The following is a 21,958-nucleotide window of genomic DNA, read 5'->3' on the forward strand; positions in this document are numbered from 1 at the left end:
ATGAAAAATATTTTTTTTAGTTTTTGTTTTTTTTTCTGTTTACTTCAGACTATCCATTCACAAGATAATGGTGTGGTCTCTTTCAATATACCAGTTAGAAATTCACTTAAGTTTCATAAATTTTTAATCAATCCTGCTTTTAGTTTTGCTAGGGAGCAAAACTCATACGCGACCATTTTTAACAAACGGGAATGGGTACAATTTGAAAATGCGCCGCAAACCTATTTGGCTAGTTATTCTGGACGTTTTGGTGAAAATCAAGGAATTGGTATAGGATTGTTTCAACAAAATTATGGCGTACTTACAACATTTGGTGGAGTGGCCAACTTTGCACAAAATGTATATCTCAGTGAAGACAATAATCTTACTTTTGGTTTAAATCTAGGTTTTTATAAAAGTGGAATTAATACAGGTAAAGTAGTTAGTAATTATACCGACCCTGCATTAGGATTAGTTCCTTCAAATTCATTACTAGTTGTAAGTCCAGGGATCAACTACGGAACCGCTTTTTTTGATTTTGGACTTGCTCTAAACAATGCGGTTCTGTATAATTTAGAAACATCACAAATGGTGCAAGATGACCCACAACGAGCACTACAAGCACATATAATGTATACGGGTTTTATAGACAGTAATGGTTTCTTTGATCGAAGTAAATTTTCGGGTCTTGTTCGTACTGAGATTAAAAAAGAACAAACTATACTTTCTGGTTTAATGATGTTCAGTATTCCTAACGGAGTTTGGGCACAAGCAGGTTACAATTCATTTCACGGTGTTTCAGCGGGGATAGGACTTAATCTTACATCCAGAATTGCTTTGGAATATAACTATGAAAAAGCATTGGGTAATTTTACTCAATTTGGACCTTCGCATGAAATTGTTTTAGCCTACAAGTTCAATGGCAAGTATAGTAATGAGGATGAGGAAGAAGGTTCGATACTCCCTAAATTAGAACCTAAATCGGTTCCAAATCCACCGTCAACACCTAAAGTGACACAAAAATCAGCTTCAGATATACAAAAAGAAAATGATTTAAAAGCTGCTAAGGCTAAAGCCGTAGCAGATGCTGCTCAAAAAGCCAGACAAGATAAAGAAGCACAAGTTAAAGCAAAAGCAGAAGAGAATAGATTGAACCGTGAGAAAGCAATTGCTGATGCTGCTGAAGCAAGAGCCAAACAATTGGCTGATGCCAAGGCTAAAGTAGTTGTTCCTGTTTCTGCGGCAGATGCAAAAACAAAACTAGCTGCAGATGCAAAAGCGAAAGCGGATGCTGAGGCAGCCAAACAAGCTGCGCAAGCTAAGGCAAAATCAGAAGCAGAAAACAAAGCGAAACTAGCTGCTGATGCCAAAGCCAAAGCTGATGCTGAAGCTGTGAAACAAGCAGCAGTTGCTAAAGCCAAACTAGCCGCCGATGCTAAAGCGAAAGCAGATGCCGAAGCTGCTAAACAAGCTGCAAATAAACCTAAACCTGAAGAGGTTGCCAAAGCCAAATTAGCCGCAGATGCTAAAGCGAAAGCAGATGCTGAAGCTGCGAAACAAGCTGCTGAAGCTAAAGCCAAATCAGAAGCCGAAACGAAAGCTAAATTAGCTGCAGATGCTAAAGCGAAAGCAGATGCTGAAGCTGCGAAACAAGCTGCTGAAGCTAAAGCAAAATCAGAAGCGGAAACCAAAGACAAATTAGCTGCAGATGCTAAATCGAAAGCAGATGCTGAAGCTGCGAAACAAGCAGCAGTTGCTAAAGCAAAATCAGAAGCCGAAACGAAAGCGAAGTTGGCTGCAGATGCTAAAACGAAAGCAGATGCTGAAGCTGCCAAACAAGCTGCTGAAGCTAAAGCCAAAGCAGAAGCCGAAACGAAAGCTAAATTAGCTGCAGATGCTAAAGCGAAAGCAGACGCCGAAGCTGCGAAACAAGTTGCTGAAGCTAAAGCAAAAGCAGAAGCCGAAACGAAAGCGAAGTTAGCTGCAGATGCTAAAGCGAAAGCAGACGCCGAAGCTGCGAAACAAGTTGCTGAAGCTAAAGCAAAATCAGAAGCCGAAACGAAAGCGAAGTTAGCCGCAGACGCTAAAGCGAAAGCAGACGCTGAAGCTGCAAAACAAGCTGCTGAAGCCAAAGCCAAAGCAGAAGCAGAGGCCAAAGCGAAGTTAGCTGCAGATGCTAAAGCGAAAGCAGATGCCGAAGCTGCAAAACAAGCTGCTGAAGCTAAAGCCAAAGCAGAAGCAGAGGCCAAAGCGAAGTTAGCTGCAGACACTAAAGCGAAAGCAGACGCCGAAGCTGCGAAACAAGCTGCTGAAGCCAAAGCCAGAGCAGAAGCAGAGGCCAAAGCGAAGTTAGCTGCAGATGCTAAAGCGAAAGCAGACGCCGAAGCTGCGAAACAAGCTGCTGAAGCCAAAGCCAAAGCAGAAGCAGAGGCCAAAGCGAAGTTAGCTGCAGACACTAAAGCGAAAGCAGACGCCGAAGCTGCGAAACAAGCTGCTGAAGCCAAAGCCAGAGCAGAAGCAGAGGCCAAAGCGAAGTTAGCTGCAGATGCTAAAGCGAAAGCAGACGCCGAAGCTGCGAAACAAGCTGCTGAAGCCAAAGCCAAAGCAGAAGCAGAGGTCAAAGCGAAGTTAGCTGCAGATGCTAAAGCGAAAGCAGATGCCGAAGCTGCGAAACAAGCTGCTGAAGCCAAAGCCAAAGCAGAAGCAGAGGCCAAAGCGAAGTTAGCTGCAGATGCTAAAGCGAAAGCAGATGCCGAAGCTGCAAAACAAGCTGCTGAAGCCAAAGCCAAAGCAGAAGCAGAGGCCAAAGCGAAGTTAGCTGCAGATGCTAAAGCGAAAGCAGATGCCGAAGCTGCAAAACAAGCTGCTGAAGCCAAAGCCAGAGCAGAAGCAGATGCCAAAGCGAAGTTAGCTGCAGATGCTAAAGCGAAAGCAGACGCCGAAGCTGCGAAACAAGCTGCTGAAGCCAAAGCCAAAGCAGAAGCAGAGGCCAAAGCGAAGTTAGCTGCAGATGCTAAAGCGAAAGCAGATGCCGAAGCTGCGAAACAAGCTGCTGAAGCCAAAGCCAAAGCAGAGGCCAAAGCGAAGTTAGCTGCAGATGCTAAAGCGAAAGCAGATGCCGAAGCTGCAAAACAAGCTGCTGAAGCTAAAGCCAAAGCAGAAGCAGAGGCCAAAGCAAGACTAGAAGCCGACGCAAAAGCAAAAGCAGATGCCGAAGCTCAAGCTAAGTTGGCCGCTCTAAATAAACCTAAGGATGAGAATTCCAAATCAATGGATAAAATTGCCGAGACTCTTGATATGGCCGGTAAAACACAACAACAATTATTGTCTCAGTTGAACGAGAAAGTGAAACTGAAAGAGAAAGAACTCCAGGATTTAAAAACGGAAAACGATTTAAGTGATAAAGGAATTGCGAGTGCCCCAAAACCATTTAAGAGCGCCGCTGCTCAAAATGCTGAGCTTGATAACTTAAAAGCAGAAATTGCAATAGTAAATCAAAATCAGAATCAATTATTGAGTAACTTTAAGGCATTGTATGAAGAGCGTATTAAAAAAGTGCCAAACAAGAACGATGCCCTTACTTTAAGCTACTTGCAAAGTATAGAGCAATTAAAAGCAGAGCAAGCAAAAGCGGAATTGTCTAACAAAAACTTGTTAGCTACGCTAGAACAAATTAAAGTAGATACAGAAATAGAGAAAAAACGCCGTATCAAGCGTGCGAATTTCCAGAATGAAGACGATCGTTTTGCCAGAGATCAGGAAACCTTAAAACGTATTAAGGAGACAACTAAACTCAGTGCAACACCATTGAAACCAGAAGATTTTGATTTTGGTAACGAGCAGTTGAACATGCAGATTATCAAGAACATTAAAAATGTGGAAACAGGATATTATATAGTGTATGCGGTTCATGCAGACGTTGCAAAACGTGATGCATTCTTAACCAAAACGGTTGCGGCAGGAGAAAATAAGGTGAATTTCTTCTTTGATGTGAAGTCTTCTAATTATTTCATCTATACCACACGTTTTGATAATTTAGATGAGGCGACTAAAACAATAGAGTCAAGAGGAAGCAAGCCGTACAATGCCAAAATGGTTGTTATAAAAGTTGAAAATTAATCATGAATGAAGATTGGGATCTTTGATTAATGTATTAAATGCAACAGCCGTTAGAGAATATTAAAATTGGAATTTAAAAATAAATACGAAGGAACAGTCTAGTAGCTTCCCCCCAGAGTACTAGATTGTTACTTCATTAAAATACCACTACTATGAAAAAAACTACTTTTTTAAAAGTAATCCTACTTACTTTTATGTTTTTGCAAAGTTTTTTGTCTATTTCTCAAAACGTAGTTCCTTTTACACGTCGATTTGATCAAGACATCAAAGGAGATATGTTACTAATAGGTAATAGTATTTTGAATAGGAGATCAGCTACCAGGAATCCAAACGATCCTTATAATGGTAACAATTTGAACTCTGATTTTAGTATGGAGTACATCAATGTTGATAACGGTGCCACTCCAGGTATTTTTAATTCTAGTAGTGCTAATCTAGTTGTTCCTAATCCGGTAGCCACTTCTGCACCTTGTTATAAAATTGTATACGCTGCTTTGTATTGGGGTGCTGTAACACGAGGAACCACTCCGGTGACCAATGTGAAATTTAGAATGCCTTCTGGTGGTTATAATGACGTGGTAGGAACCGTTATCCATAATTCAACTACACCTATAGGAACCAGTTTGCCTTATGCCTGTGTGGCTGATGTTACTAGCTTAGTGACTGGAACCGGTAATCCAAATCCAGAGGGGACTTATACATTAGCAAACGTTTCTACAGCTCAAGGTACTAATAGGCCTGCAAATACAACTAGTGGTGGTACAGGTCTTTCGGCAGGTTGGTCGTTATACATTGTATATGAAGATCCTAAATTGCCTGCAAAATCAATCACTTCTTACGATGGATTTAGTGCGATAAGTAGTACGGTGAACCTAGATATTGCAGTTACTAATTTTAGAACAATCCCAGCGGGACCAGTTCGAGGTAAATTTGCTTTCTCCGCTTTAGAGGGTGATGGGGATATTCCAGGAGATAACCTTTCTATAAATGGTACTCTTTTATCAGCTGCAAATAGTGTACCAACCGATATTCGTCCTAACACTAATTTTTTTAATAGCTCGGTAACTTATATTGACCCTGCAACAGGGCTCACTGAAAATTATCTCAATAGAACCCCCAACAGCTCCAATACGCTGGGTTATGATGCGGGTATTTTGAACATACCCAATAATGGAAATGTAATCATTGACAATAATGATACCAGCGCATTGATTGGGCTTAGGAGTAGTCAAGACGTGTATTTTTATTACTTTAATGCAATTGCCTTAGATATTATTGCCCCTAACATTGTTTTGACCAAGCAGGTTTTTAGTGATGCTTCTTTAACCAATGATGTTGGTAATCAAAATGTAACTAGAGGTCAAGAATTGCATTATGCAATTGGTTTTCAAAATATAGGAAACGATAATGCCGAAAATTTTACCATTACCGACGTATTACCTATTAATATTAATTTTGATCCAAATGACATTGTAGTCCCTAATAATTCTGGAATTACTTATGTTTATACTGCAGCAACAAGAACTATTGTTTTTACTGTTCCTAAAAATTTGGTCGTAGTTAGTGCTCCTAGATATAGAATACGTTTTAAAGTGCGTGTGGTATCAGAGTGTAATGAATTAAGTGATGTATGTTCTAATTCTATCCAAAATCAAGCGTTTGCAGATTATCAAGGAGAAGCCAGTGGTATTAGGGTTGATGATCAAAGAAGTTTAGCTACTTTTGGAGCGTGTTTTTTAGGTACTCCAGCTCCAACCAATTTCTTAGTAGGTCTTGATGATTGTATTTACACAAGAAATTACCAGTTGTGTGGTGCCAGTGTAGTACTAACTGCAGCCAACGGATACGATGCTTATTCATGGTCAACCAGCCCATCAGGAACTCCAGTAATAGGAACTACACAATCTATTACAGTAACTCAAACCGGAACCTTTTATGTAACTAATTTTGCTACTGCTCCGTGTAGAACCATACGACAAGTTGTTACGGTTTCTCCTGCAGGTTCAGCAGTTACTAACCCAGTTATTCCTTTTGCAACACAAACAGTAACCTGTCCTAACAATGGTAAACTTTTACCTAAAATATTTTTGTGTGGAGCCAATGCCAGCCGTTTAATAACAACAGGAGTTTCCGATGCTATTTCCATTCAATGGCAACGCTTGAACGAAGCCAGTTGTCCTCCCGTGGGTTCAGATGATTGTGCCAATGAACAAACCAGTTGTACTTGGACCACAGTAGCTACTGGACAGAATTATACTGCCGACACCTCAGGTCAATTTAGAGTAGTGTTTAATTATGCAGGGGGATGTTTTAATATTTTTTATTTTAATGTTTTTAAAAACTTATTAGATCCAACAGCTGATTCTAGAGATATCATTTGTAATACCACAGGACAAATTACAGTGGGTGGTGTTCCAGCAACGGGCTATGAGTTTAGTTTAAATGCAACTGGTCCATTTCAAACCAGTAATGTATTTCCAATTTCTACTCCTGGAGCTTACACCGTTTATATCAGACAACAAGGTGTGGTATCAAATCCATGTTTGTTTGAAGTACCAGGAATTGATATCCGAAGACGAAATTTCACAGTTAGTGAGTTTGTAACACAACCTTTATGTAATGGAGATCGTGGAACCATAAGATTAGCTGCTAATGATGTGCGAGGACAATATTCATATATCTTAAGAAGAAATGGAACTATTGTAAACTCTTCTATTTTAACAAATAATAACTTTTTTGATTTCCCGAATTTAACATCAGGTACCTACACTTATGAAGTTACAACAGAGGATGGTTGTCTTGGAACAGGATCTATAGAGATAAGAGAGCCAGATATCTTAACAGCTACAGTTAGTCTTACTAAATCTCTTACTTGTGAATCAGGTGAGATTACCGTTGCACCAGTAGGAGGAACTTTACCCTATGCTATATATGTCAATGGAGCTACTACTCCACAATTTGCTTATCAAATAAATGCACCTACAGCGGGATTATATGATTTATTGATTATAGATGCAAACGGCTGTAGAACCACAACTTCAATAAACGTAGCAAGTGTTCCTACACCAGTCTACAACACAGTAGGTACTAATGTAAATTGTTATGGTGATACTACAGGTGTTATTAATTTTAACATGACTGCTGATAATGGGTATACCGTAACCTATAGTATAGATAACGGCTTGAACTATGGTACGTCAGGACTAATTTCTGGTTTAGCTGCAGGGACTTACAATACCATCTTAAAATACACATTGAATGGAGTAGAGTGTCTGGAACCTATGAGACCTATTACCATTACCCAACCATCAACAGCTTTAACAGCCTCAGCGGGGGTATCTGAGTTAGCAGGTTGTGGACCAGCCGGCGAAGGAAGGGTACGTATAACTAATGTCCAAGGAGGAGTTGCGCCTTATGAATTTAGTTTTGACAACCAAGGATCTTGGACCACTGTAAATAATGCTTTGAAAGCGCCAGGTAATTATATTCTGTATGTAAGAGACCGCAACAATTGTATTTTTCAAGCTCCAGTAACGGTAGATCCTGCACCATCTCCACCTAATATTAGTATTGCTACACCAGTTGATTTTAATTGTGACGGAACAGCCACAAGCACAGTTACAGTAAATAATCCAGGTAATATCAATTACACCTATAATTATTTTATTGATGGTATACAAAACCCTAATACTCCAAGTAATATTTTCTTAAACGTTACCCCTGGACCTCATGACATAAGGATAGATTATCAATTGTCTACTGTAACTACATTTAGTAATTTGTTGTTTGAGGATTTTGGTAGAGATTCATCCGTTTATACAAATACTTCGTCTCCTGATGCATCATCTCCTGGAATTAATCCTGCTTTTTGTTGGGAACGTCAAATAGATGCTACTAGATGTAATAATAATAGATTGTTTGGAAATGGAGAGTATACTGTAACAAGTAGTTTACGTAATAATCCATTTGGTGGCTGGCATAATCCAGTGGATCATACTTCGGGTAGTGCTACAGGACGTTATTTAGCTGTTGATGCAGGAAATGCAATACCAAATAACGCAGTTTTGTATAGAAAACAAATTAGAGATATTATACCTAATCAACCCATTAGAGTTCGTTTTTATGCTACAAATTTATTAAGAGTTGGGAACAACCAACCAGATGCTTCCTTAACTGTTGAGTTACAAAATGCCGCAGGTGTTTCTTTGTCTTCAAGTTCTACTGGTGGAATACCAAAAACTAATGGATGGGTCATGTATGAAAGAGAAATAAATCCAGGAAATAATACTATTTTAGATTTTGTATTGCGCCTAGAAGTTGCTCAAGTTAACGGTATCGATTTTGCGGTCGATGATATAGAAGTATATCAATTGCCACGAGCATGCGTTACCTCAAGAACTATAAATATCGAAGTACCTACAGGTCGTGCGTTTGAAGCTCAAGTTAATGGACAACGCAATGTGTCTTGTGCAGGAGGTGCTGATGGCGGATTTACCATCACGGCTCAAAATTTTGATGCCACTACTGGTTTTGAATATTCATTAAATAATGGTGGTGCATGGAGTGCTGCTCAGTTAACTTCTCCTATAGTTATAAATACATTAGGCGTTAATTCATATAATGTTTTGGTTCGTCCTGTAGGTTCTACAGTTACGGCTTGTTCTAAATCATTTACAGTAAACATCACTGCGCCTGCTGCTGTAACCGCTGTTGCTGCAATACTTACTCCGGCAACGTGTACCACAGGAGCAACCATACGTGCAACCGGCGGAGGAGGAACTCCAGCCTATCAATATGAATTGCGTGATAGCAATGGTACTTCAGTAATTACCGCTTTTAATACTAGTAGAGATTTTACTAATGTTCCAGCAGGAAATTACATGGTATTTGTAAGAGACGCTAATATTTGTTCTAATCCAGTTGGATTTCCAATAACTGTAACTGCACCTCCAGGAGTAACTGCTACACTGGCTACTACCACTGATTATTGTTATACTACCGCTAATCCAGCAACACTTGTTGTCAATGTTACGGGAGGAACAGGGCCTTTTACCTATCAATTAGACAGTAACACTGCTGAAAGTTCAGCTTTAACCACTTATCCTTTTCCGAATGTTACGCCAGGAACCCACACTATTGTAGTAACAGATAGCAACAATTGTACATCAACAATTTCTAATATTGTTATTGCCCCACAGTTAGGTTTCAATGTTTCTTTAATTAATGATTTAACGTGTTTAGTTGATGCCTCTATTGGTAATCCAGTTATTACAAACGGATACGGCCCAACTTACACCTACATCGTATCTCGCGATTCGGGAACACCTACTGCAGTGACTTCATTCCCATTTACTGCAACTCAAGCCGGTAGTTATGTATTCACGGTGACAGACAGCCGTGGTTGTCCTGCAACAAGTAATCCTATTGTAGTAACACCAAAAACAACTCCGACACATATTACCGCAAAAACAGATATTACGTGCAACGGCTTGAATAACGGTACCATAACGGTAACCCCTTCAGGAGGATTTACTACTACTTATACGTATGCTATAAAATTAAGTACGGCTACTGCTTATACAACGCAAGCTACCAGCCAGTTTACCAGTTTAGCTGCAGGTACTTATGATATTAAAGTAATTGACAGCAAAGGTTGTGAGTCTACGCCAACGCAAGTAACGATTATAAATCCAACACCAATTGTACCAAACGCTAGTGCAACAGCATTTAGTTGTAGTCCTACCAATGCACCTCAATCGGCTACCATAACTGTTGCACCAACAGGTGGAACAGGAACGTATACGTATAGTTATAACAACGGAGGTAGTTTTGGACCAAGCAATACTTTAGTTGTAAACAATAATGGCAGCGTTCAAACTATTCGAGTAGTAGTTAGAGACGCTAACGGTTGTTTGTCACCAATGCAACAAATAGATTTACAACCATTAAATTCACCAATGAATTTAACTTTTAGTAACGCAGCAGTTACTTGTACAAATCCTACTACAACGGTAACTGTAACGGCTACAAATGGAGTAGGAGCCTTAACGTTCTTGATTACAGGAACAAATTCAGGAACTAATTCAACGTTTTTTACACCAGCCACGACATCGGGAGCAACGGCTTCGTTCCCTAATTTATTACCAGGAAACTACACGTTTAGAGTAACCGATGCCAATGGTTGCTACTACACCGAATCACATAATATTGACCCAGTTACGCCTATAGCCGTTGCGGCTAATAAAACCAGCGATGTTTTGTGCCAAGGCGGAAGTACAGGATCAGGAACCTATACCGTTTCTGGAAATGCTACTATAGGGGCTTATACCTTTACATTAACTTTAGGAACATTAGGAACAGGAACCTTAACCCAATCAGGAAATGTACTTACCCTAAGCAATGTGGCAGCAGGTACGTATACCGTACGTGTTACGGATACGGCAACAGGTTGTTTTGCTGATGGAACCATTACCATCAACCAGCCAGTGGCACCATTAGCGATTACTAATGCAGTTGCAACCAATTTTAATTGCAACAACGATAATGCACAAATAACGGTAACTGCAACGGGCGGAACAACGGATTACGGTTACGCAGCAGTACCAGCAGTACCAGCAACAGTACCTACTACTTTTGCTAGTAGCGCTGTGGTAACGGTAGATACAAATAATGGAACTATTTTAAATTGGGTGGTTTACGTACGCGATGCTAACGGATGTACTACTAGTAGGTCAGTAACCATAGCAGGCGATCCTGCACCAGCACCTCCAGTAGTAACCGTACCAAATCAATGTTCAGCGACAGGAAGCGGATTTACTATTACAGTAACCCCAGTAACAGGACCTTTAGGACCTTATACATATGGAATTTCTGGAATTACAGGAGCATTCCAAACTGCTGATACGTTTAACGTAGCACCAGGATCATATACTGTGTTTGTTAGAGATAGAAATGGTTGCTTTTCTACAGGAACAGCAGTAACAGTAGCAGCGCAACTAACAGCTGGTGCAGCAGTTACGAAACCTTTAGATTGTACTGCTACGCCAAATGCTATAATTACTACAACTATAAATGGAGGACAAGCCAATTATAGTTATGTGATTACAGATAGTATTGGTAATACAGTTGCTTCAAACAGTGGAATTACTGGACCTACATTTACATACAGTCCAACAATAGCAGGTACTTATACGATTGTAATTAACGATGCTATTGGTTGTACAACAACTACTTCAGCTACGGTAGCGCCAATAGCAGATCCAAGCCTAGCAGTAGCTGCTCAAGTTAATGTAAGTTGTAATGGTGGATCAAACGGATCTGTTACTTTAATTGGATCAGGAGGTTCAGGCGGATATCTTTACAGTAATGACAACATCACATTTGGACCAAGTGCTACTTTTACAAACTTAGCAGCGGGTACCTATACTTTTTACGTACGTGATTCTAAAGAATGTGATACTTCAATTAACGTAACGATCACTGAACCAGCAAATGCTTTGGTAGCAACAGCTGACGTTGTACCATTTGAATGTAACGCTTCTAACGCTCCAGTAGCAGGAACAGTAACAGTGAATGTAACTTCTGGAACCGGAACAGCTCCATATACTTATAGTTTTAACGGTGGTGCTTTCACCAACAACAACGTTTTAACAATTAACAACACTACTGCAGATGTACCTTATACGTATATAGTACGTGACGCACTAGGATGTACCGTTTCAGGCAACGGAACTTTATTCCGTTTAAATAATCCGGTAATAGGAACCATCACAAGTACACGAATTCTTTGTCAGCCAATAACAGCGACAACAAGTACAGTAACCGTTCCTGTAAATGCAGGTACTGGAGTAGGTACTTTAAGCTACACGATTGTTTCTGGTCCAGTTACCAACGCAACAGGAGCTACAACGGGAGTATTTTCAGGTTTGACTTCTGGAAATTATGTATTTAGAGTAACGGATGCTAACGGATGTTACGATACCGAGTCGTATTTTGTTGCTCCAGTAACTCCAATAGTAGCTACTGCAACTAAATTAACCGATGTTGATTGTTTCAATAACACAACAGGTTCTATTCGTTATAACGTAAGTGGTTTTGGAACAGGAAGCTATAGCTACACTGTAAATGGAGGAACGCCAGTAACGGCAGAAACTTTAAGTCCTTTCGATTTGACCACTTTAGGCGCAGGAACTTATAATGTAATTTTTACAGATGAAGTTACAGGTTGTACAGTACCTACTTCTGTTACAATTACGCAACCAGCTCAAGCATTAGCAGCAACTTACACTACTGTAAATGCCAATTGTAAAGTTCCTACAGCTAGTGTTACTGTTACAGCAACTGGCGGAACTTCAACTTACAGATATTCATTTGTTACTTCAAGTACAACCCCAGGAACGTATGGAATAAGTGGTGTTGCTAATTTAAATCCAACAACAAGTACAACTTGGTATGCGCATATCATTGATGCTAATAATTGTACTTTTATATTGCCAATAACCATTGCTACCGATCCAATACCAACTGTTACGGCAACAGCAACAGGACAATGTTTGGGGTCAGGTCCATATACTATCACTGCCTCTGGTTTAGGAGGAGTAGGTACACTAAGTTATAGTATCAACGGTGGAGCTTCTTACCAAGCAGGCAACACGTTTACCGTAACTACATCTGGTAATTATACCATTACTGTAAAAGATGCTAATAATTGTACTAGTACAAGTAACGTTATTGCGGTTGCACCACAGTTAACGTTAAATGCTATTTTAAACAAAGATATTACATGCAATCCTGCGCCAACAGACGCGCAAATTACCTTAACACCAACAGGTGGAGTAGGTCCGTTTACTTATACGGCGAGTCCTGCAACAGGAACATTTGCTGGTAATGTATTTACTACAAACGCACCTGGTAGTTATACATTTACAGTTACTGATACGACTACAGGTTGTACATTTACTACAACAGCGGCTATTCCTGTAACAGCACCAACTACACCCGTTATTACCGCAGTAACACAATCTGCATTCATTAACTGTAATGGTGATGATACAGCTGCCATTACTATCGCTATCGATAACACACAAGGACAATCTCCTTTTGTATTTAACGTAAGACAATTTTCTGATCCTGCATTTACTATTTTGGTACAAGACTTTGGAACTCAAACATCGGGATTACCAGCAGGTTATTATGTAGTAACATTAACTGATGCTAAAGGCTGTACGGTTACCGAAACAATTACTATAAATGAACCACCTGCTATTATAGTTACAAGCACTTCAACTCCAATTACTTGTAATGGTGCAGGTATCTCGAAAGGGTCTGTAATTGTTCAAAGTGTTACTGGAGGAGTTGGACCATACAATTATTTTGTTACGGGTGTTAACGGATATAATAATTCAGAATTAAATAATTTAGGAACAACTTCTGTTGCTTTCAATGTTGTAGATTTTGGAATCTACCAAATTAATGTAGTTGACTTTAATGGTTGTTCAGTTTTAATTCAAAATGTCAAAGTTGCATCTCCACCTGATGATTTAGATATAAGTGTGATTCCGCCTCCTGCAGATTGTTCAGCTCCTGGTTCAGCTGTTGTTTCTGTTGGTTCTTCTCCAACAAGTACAATAGGTGCAGGACCATTTTACTTTAGTATCTATACTGGTTCAGCCACTGTTTATCCTGCTGGAACTTGGTTACCTGAAGATGCCCCGGGAAGTAAGCAGACAACATTTCCTAATCTTATTCCTGGTGTAACTTATACTTTTGTTGTCTTTGACGCCGATGTTGCCAATGGAGGTACAGGTACAGGTTGTTATTATTATGAAACATCCACAATTCCGATACCAACAAATTCTACTATTACTGTTAATCCTTTAACTCCTAATAATATTACTTGTCGAGGAGCTGCAGATGGAAATGTTACATTTACAATAAATCAACCATATGGCGTAGCTACTCCAGTTACTTATCAAATTTATAATTCGCAATCAGTAACTCCTGTTGGCCCTGCTGTTGCTGCTGTTATTCCAGCAACGGGTTCATTAGTAGTTAATAATTTTGGAACTTTGCCTTTCGGTAGTTATTTTGTTTTGGTAACAGAAACAGGTGTTGCAACAAACTCTGGATGTAGTATCAGTTCTACAAGATTTGACATAACTGAATCTGCAATTGATTTAACAATAACTGCGCAAAAGATTAAAAATATCAATTGTAACGAAGATGGTATTATTGCTGCTTTTGCAAGTAATGGAACAGGTCCTTACACGTACCAATATTTATTAGATACAGTTACTGCCCCTACTGCTGGTACCTCAGGATGGGTGACTAATACAACATTTGCAACAAGTGTTCCGGGTAACTATATTGTGTATGTAAAAGATGATTATGGTTGTATTAAATCTGATGATGTAATTTTATTACAAGATGCACCACCTACAATTGCAGTTCCAGCACCTATTTGCTACAACGGTACTCCATTTACAATAGATTTAGTTACAAATGCTTCGGCTTCGGCTACTATTTTACCAGCAACTTACAAAGTGGAACCAATTGCTAGTTTAGGTAGCGCTACGTACCAAAACGGTTCTACTTTTACGTTAAATGCTGCTGGAACTTATAGATTGTACATTAAAGATGGCAATGGTTGCGTAGCTTTTGTAGATTACACAGTGCACCCACAATTAGAATTAATTCCAACTTTAACGAAAGGATTAGATTGTACTGGAACACCAAATGCAACAATCACTTTGAATACAACTGGAGGGAATCCGCTTCCAACACCAGGAAATTATACATATGAAGTTAACTTTAACTCGGGTGGTTTTGTGGCCGCTACAACACCTTATTCAGCCGCTGCACCGGGTACTTACGAGTTTAGAGTAACTGATGCAAATAATGCAACAATTTGTCAAGCAACCGCAACTATTGTTCTGGATCCTATTCCGGCTACTGTAATTGCAACTCCTATTGTGACAAACGTAAGTTGTAACGGAGGTAATGACGGAACAATTACTATCAATGTTACATCAGGCGTAGGTCCTTATGAATACAGTTTATTTGACGGCGTAACTACAACTGCTTTTACCACCAATAATACTTTTACAGGTTTAGTGGCAGGAACCGCTTATGTGGTTACCGTGCGTAATGATAGAGATTGTTTACAGGCTTCTCCTGCAATAACAATTGCAGAGCCTGCTCCTCTTACAGCTACGGCTTCAGCAGCAGCAAACACTACATGTAGCACTACTACCTTAATTACTGTAAATACTCCAACAGGAGGAACTTCATCAGGAGTTGGAACGGGTTATACCTACAGTTTTAATGGTTTATCTTTCACTGGTGACAATACGTTCACGGTAAATAATGGTCCACTAGCCACTACTACAACAATCGTGGTACGTGATGCTAATAATTGTACGTTTACTTTACCAAGTGTGGTTACACCAGCCTTAACACCGCCTACGGATTTAAGTTTTGCTGTAACTACAGCGCCAACTTGTACTGCTAATTCAGCAACGGTGCAAGTAACGGTAACGGGCGGTTTAGGAACACCAGCTTTTGAAATAATTTCTCCAGCCACGGCTACAGGAAATACTTCTGGAGCAACTTCTGGTGCATTTACACTTTTAGCACCTGGAGACTATATTTTCCAAGTAACTGATGACAATGGTTGTACGCGTCAAGAATTGTTCACCGTAGACCCAGTAACCCCTATTGCTATTGTAGGTGCTTTGGTAAATGATATTACGTGTAACCCAGCCAATGGAACTACAAATAATGGTTCGGCTAGTTTTACTGTAACCGGATTTAGTACTTCATTAGGATATTCTGTAACTACTTCGCCAGTTGTACCAGCAGCTCAGATTACAAATGTGGGTGATGTTATAACGTTAACAGGTCTTGGAGCAGGAACTTATACAGTTACCGTAAGAGACAACACTACTTTGTGTGAGGCTTTTGATGATATAACTATTACTTTGCCAAATCCAATTACTTTCGCACCAACAGCGACAAAAGTGTATTGTACCGAAGACGATTCTATTATTACAGTAGGCACAGTTAGCGGAGGAACAGGCGTGTATGAATATGCGGCGGTACCAGCAAGCAGCACTGCGCCAACATTGTACAGCAATATCCCAGTACTTTCTGTAGATACTGTAAATGGTACGGTATTAACTTGGGATGTATACGTTCGTGATGCTAATGGTTGTTTAGGTATAGTACCAGTAACAATTGTAAATGATGCTGAACCAACGATTGTTGCTCCAGCCGCACAATGTTACACAGGTACACCATTGACAGTTGATTTAGATGCTGTAACAACGGTTTATCTAGGAAGTTCAAAAATATACACCCTTGACGGATCGGTTGTAGCAGGACCTACAGTTACGCTTAACGGTCCTGGAACGTATGTTTTAGGTATCAGAGACGATAACGGTTGTGAGGATACTGTAAATTATACCGTTGTTGATCAGTTAATAGCCGGAGCTGTATTAGCTAAAGATTTAACTTGCGCTCCTACACCAGCAGCTACTATTAATGTAACAATTACTGGAGGAGTTGGACTATTTACAGTTCAAACCTTAGTGGGAGGCGTTCCAACAGGAGCTCCAGCAACAGGAGTTACAGGTCCGTTGTACACTATAAACCCAACAACAGCAGGAACCTACTCATTTGTAATTACAGATAGTTATTCGCCTGCTTGTTCGGTAACGACTAATCCAGTTGAAGTAACTACACCAGTTCCGCCAACGTTTACAGCAGTAGCCACTGATGCTACGTGTAACGGAGACAGTAACGGAACCATTACAGTAACCCCAACAGCAGGTGTGGCACCGTTTACTTTCGCCTTAAGCGGACCAGTTGTAAATAGTACTGGTAACGCTACTGGAAACTACAGTGGTTTACCAGCAGGATCTTACACGGTAACGATTACAGATGCTAAGGGATGTCCTGCTACAAGCACTACTCCAATTATTATTGGTCAGCCAATTGTGGTGTCAGCTACAATTAGCGTAACCACACCATTAAGTTGTGGTACAGGTAATGTGACTCAAGCAGCAACAGTAACAGCTGTGCCTAGCGGAGGAAATGGTTCGTACCAATACAACTTTAATGGCCAAGGTTTTACACCAAGCAATACGTTTGTGACTAATACAGCCGGGCCAGTTAGTGTAATTGTGAGAGATACCAACGGTTGTTCATTTGCAACAGCAGTAGGTACTACAGTAATTGCCTTAGATCCACCAACAAATATGGATATTTCTGGTTCATTGATTTATTGTGCACCAGCTACAAGTACAACAAGTACAGTAACAATAAACACGGTTACAAACGGTGTAGGTCCATTTACCTATCAAATGGTTTCGCCGTCTGTTATTAATAATTTTGGTTCCAATAGTTTTGCAGGTTTAGCAGCCGGTGATTATATATTCCAAGTAACAGATGCTAACGGTTGTACGTACCAAGAATTGTACACTGTTGCACCAAGTGTAAACATTGCAGCAACAGTAGCAACTATTACAAACGAAACTTGTTTCAACGCTAATGACGGAGCAGCAACTTTTACGGTAAGTAATTCAGCGGGTTACACAGCAAACTTAACGTTAGGAACAGGCACTCTAGCCCAGTCTGGAAACACAGTAACTCTTAGCGCATTGTTACCAGGAAATTATAGCCTACAAGTGGTTGATACTACTACAGGATGTACAGCTGATGTACCGTTTACAATAGCTGGTGTTGCTCAAGTTCTTGATTTTAACAGCACTGCTACCAATATTAATTGTAACAATGATGAAGCAATTATTACGGTAACGGCTACAGGTGGAACCCTTGATTATAAGTATGCGGTAGCACTAGCTACGGCTCCAGCACCTGCAGTTACTGCTTATGGTTTGAGCAATACCCTTACAGTTGATACTAACAATGGTACCAATATGAACTGGATTGTTTATGTGTTAGATGGAAATGGTTGTCCAATCAACAAACCACAAACAATTCTAGTAGATGCTAATCCAACCATTGCTTCGGCAGTAGCTACGCAGTGTCCAAGTGCAACTGGAACGTATAACATTACGGTAACAGCATCTGGCTTTAGTCCAGCACTAGAATACAGTGCTGATGGTAGCAACTATCAATCTGGAAATGTGATTACAGTAAATGCTCCTGGTAATTATAACATTACAGTTCGTGATGCTAATGGATGTATTTCAGCAGCAACTGGAGTTGCTATAGTTAATCCTTTAATTTTAACACCAGTGGTTAGCATTCCAGTATCTTGTACTGGCGGTGACGGACAAATAACGGTAAGCACTACAGGAGGTTCAGGAAATTTTGTGTACAATATTGATGGTGCCCCTTTTGCAGCAGTAACAGCTTTTAACGCAGTTGCAGCAGGAAACCATATTATTGGTGTTCGTGATACAACAACTTTATGTGAAGTATTTGTTCCAGTAAACTTACAAGCAGCTACTTTAGTTACTGGATTTGCATTGGCTAAATCCGATGTGACTTGTAATGGTGGTACTGATGGAAGGATTACTGCAACCATAGCAACGCCAGCACCAGGTGTTAATGATAACCCAGTCTACTTATACAGCCTTAACTCAGGATTACCACAAGCTTCAAACGTGTTTAGTAATTTAGCTGCAGGAACGTACACTGTTAGAGTGATTTCTAGTAGAGGTTGCGATGCTACTGCAACGATAATTATAGATGAACCAGGATTAATTACGGTTCCAGCACCAGCAGTAGTACAGTTTGGCTGTGCTTCAGGTAACATTAGCAATCTTGCTACTATTACAGTAACGGGAGTAAATGGAGGTTCAGGAACGTACTTGAATTACGAGTTTTTACGAAATGGTACACGCGTACAATTTGGAAACAGTAATGTGTATACAGAAACGGTACTTACTGGCGGAAACTATACGGTAAACGTATTTGATAACCGTGGATGCGTGGGTAGCACTACAACCGCTATAAATATTGCACCTTACGTAGCACTTGATGCCGTATCGGTAGCTGTTAATCGACCTATTACTTGCGCCGTTCTAGAAAATATTACGGTATCGGTTACTACAATAGGTGGCACTGCTACTAATTTAGAATATACTATTGTGTATAAAGATCCAATAACAGGAGCTTTAACAGGTCTGTATCCAACTACAACAAATACGGATGGTATATTTACTAATTTACCAATTGGGGATTACAACATTACCGTTCGCAACTTAGATACTGGTTGTGAAATACGTGCGGTTCATTTTGTAAACAATCCAAACACTTTTGATTTGGTGGTTAACGCTACTACTGATATCACGTGTTTGAATGATACGAATGGAACAGCAACTCTAACACTGGTAGATCGTTTGATCACTACAACGCCAGTAAATGGTAATGATGCAGGACCTTTTAGCTATACGCTTCAAAATGCTGCGGGCTTAAATGTAGGTAGCGGAACTGCTGCAAACGCAGGACCAATTACGCTTACAGGTCTTGCGGCAGGAACATATACAATAAGTGCTACCTTGTCTCAAACCCCAGATTGTACGGTTACAACAAACTTTACAATTGCGGCACCAGCAACAGCACTTGATATTACCGAAACCCATACAGAGATTACTTGTGTAACGGGTAATAATGATGGTTCTATATCTGTTGCAGCAACAGGAGGTTGGCCAGGAAGCTATCAATTTGAATTGGTAGGTCCTACTCCAGCACAAAGTGTGGCGTATGGAACTCAAACGGTATTCACAGGCTTAACTGCTGGTTCTTACACTGTAAATGTGAGAGACAGTAAAGGATGTGTGAACTCAGAAATTGTAGTACTTAATAATCCTACACCTATTGCTTTTGTAGCAGTACCTAGTACTACTCTTGTTTCTTGTATTAACGATACAAGTGCTAGAATTACGGTAACTACAGGACCTACAGGTGGATCTGGAAGTTATTTATATACCTTGATTAGAACTAATGCAGCTGGTGTGGTTACTACTAATGGACCACAAATTTCTAATACGTTCAACAATTTAGGTGCTGGTACGTATCAAGTTCGAGTTTCTGATTCTTGGACGTGTAGTACGACTTCAGCAAATATTGTAATCAACGAACCAACAAGAGTAACGGCAGCTTTAACATTGGCTACAGCCAAAACATGTGCTACTGATGCCAGACTTACGCTTACAGCTGCTGGTGGAACGGCACCTTATACCTACAGTACTACCGCTAATTTTGCAACTGCAACAGCAATGATAGGTAATACAGCTACATTCTCTGTACCTGTAGGAACGCATAGCTACTACATTCGTGATAATAACGGTTGTGTAAGTTTCATCTCTAATGAAGTTAAAATTGAAGAGGTTCCTACATTAACCCTTGCATTAGATGTTCAAAATGCCACGATCAATTGTACAGGTGATGCATCAGGAGTGATTGTTGCTTTGGCACAAGGTGGTTTAGGTAACTATGTGTACACACTTTTGGACAGTACGGGCAATCCAGTACCATTTACGGTAACACAAACTACACCTGGTAACTTTACAAATATTCCTGCTGGAAATTATGTAGTACGTGTAGTAAGTCAAGATTGTGCTGCAGTAACTTCTAGTATTGTACCTATTACTGAACCGCTGGTAGCATTAACGCAATCTTATGTGGTAACACCTATTACTTGTGCTGGTGAGGGAGATGGACGTATCGTAATTACGGCATCAGGAGGAACGGGAATCATTAAGTATGCTATTTCACCTAGATTAGATCAGTTCTTTGAATCGGGTGTTTTTGAAAACTTAAGACCAGGTTTCTACGAGTATATTGTTCAAGATGAAAACGGATGTTTTATAAACATTAAGGATATTGAGATCACAGAGCCACGATCTGTATTTGCTACTGTTGTTCCTAACAGTGCGGTTCCAGAAGTATGTGCGGGTGATGCAGACGGTGCATTTAGCATAAACATTACAGGAGGAAACGCTCCATACAGTGTAAGTTTAAATAATAGAAACGGAACCTACACTACAGGAACGCTTACACAAACACAGTTTGATTTCACTGGTTTATCAGGAAACGAACAAATTGTGTACATTCGTGATGCTAATGGTTGTGAAAGCGATATTTCTATTATGTTAGGAGAACCAGTAACGCTTAATCCTGTAGCAGATGTGAACTATGATTGTGTGAACAACAGTCAAGTAAACTCAGTAACCATTACGGTAGCCGCTGGAAACGCGCCTGCTGATTTAGATTACTCGCTTGATGGATTAGCTTTCCAATCTAGTAATGTATTCAATAACTTGAGTGCAGGTAGACATACTGTTGATGTAAGGCATACTAACGGTTGTATTAAGCAAGTAATCTTTGATGTAGATCAAATAAATCCTATCACAATCAGTTTATCTGATGGAGGATTGAATGAGATTGTTTCTACTGTTACTGGCGGTTACGGTAACTACCAATACAGCTTAAACGGAGAGCCTCAAGGAAGTCAAGGTAATTTTATCATCTACAAATCTGGTGATTACACGGTAACGGTTACTGATGCTAATGGTTGTTCTGCAACGGCTACTCGTTATTTTGAGTTCATTGATATCAAGATTCCAAATGTGTTTACACCAAATGGGGACGGTAACAATGATACTTGGGCGCCAACAAATACAATTAATTACAAAGATTTAATCTTTGAAGTATTTGACAGATACGGCCGTAAAATAGGTACATACAGAGAAGGTCAGTCTTGGAATGGTAAATACAACGGAAATGAATTACCTTCGGGAGATTACTGGTACATCCTTAGATTAAGAAATGTACAAGACGCTCGAGAATTTGTTGGACATTTCACATTGTACAGATAATATAGAGAATT

At 39.9% G+C, this 21,958-nt stretch carries 2 protein-coding genes; both read left to right on the top strand.

The annotated features are described in order from the left end of the window. Nucleotides 1–4,098: a PorP/SprF family type IX secretion system membrane protein gene (locus tag LQ189_RS15400; protein ID WP_230158396.1), complete on the top strand. Its 4,098-nt coding sequence runs from the start codon at nucleotides 1–3 to the stop codon at nucleotides 4,096–4,098. A 152-nt stretch (nucleotides 4,099–4,250) separates the two neighbouring features. After that, on the top strand, nucleotides 4,251–21,947 hold the full coding sequence (locus tag LQ189_RS15405) for a T9SS type B sorting domain-containing protein (RefSeq protein ID WP_230158398.1): 17,697 nt from the start codon (nucleotides 4,251–4,253) through the stop codon (nucleotides 21,945–21,947). The last annotated feature ends 11 nt before the right edge of the window (nucleotides 21,948–21,958 follow it).

Origin of the sequence: Flavobacterium sp. CECT 9288 (assembly GCF_918731615.1) — a bacterium.
Lineage (GTDB): Bacteria > Bacteroidota > Bacteroidia > Flavobacteriales > Flavobacteriaceae > Flavobacterium.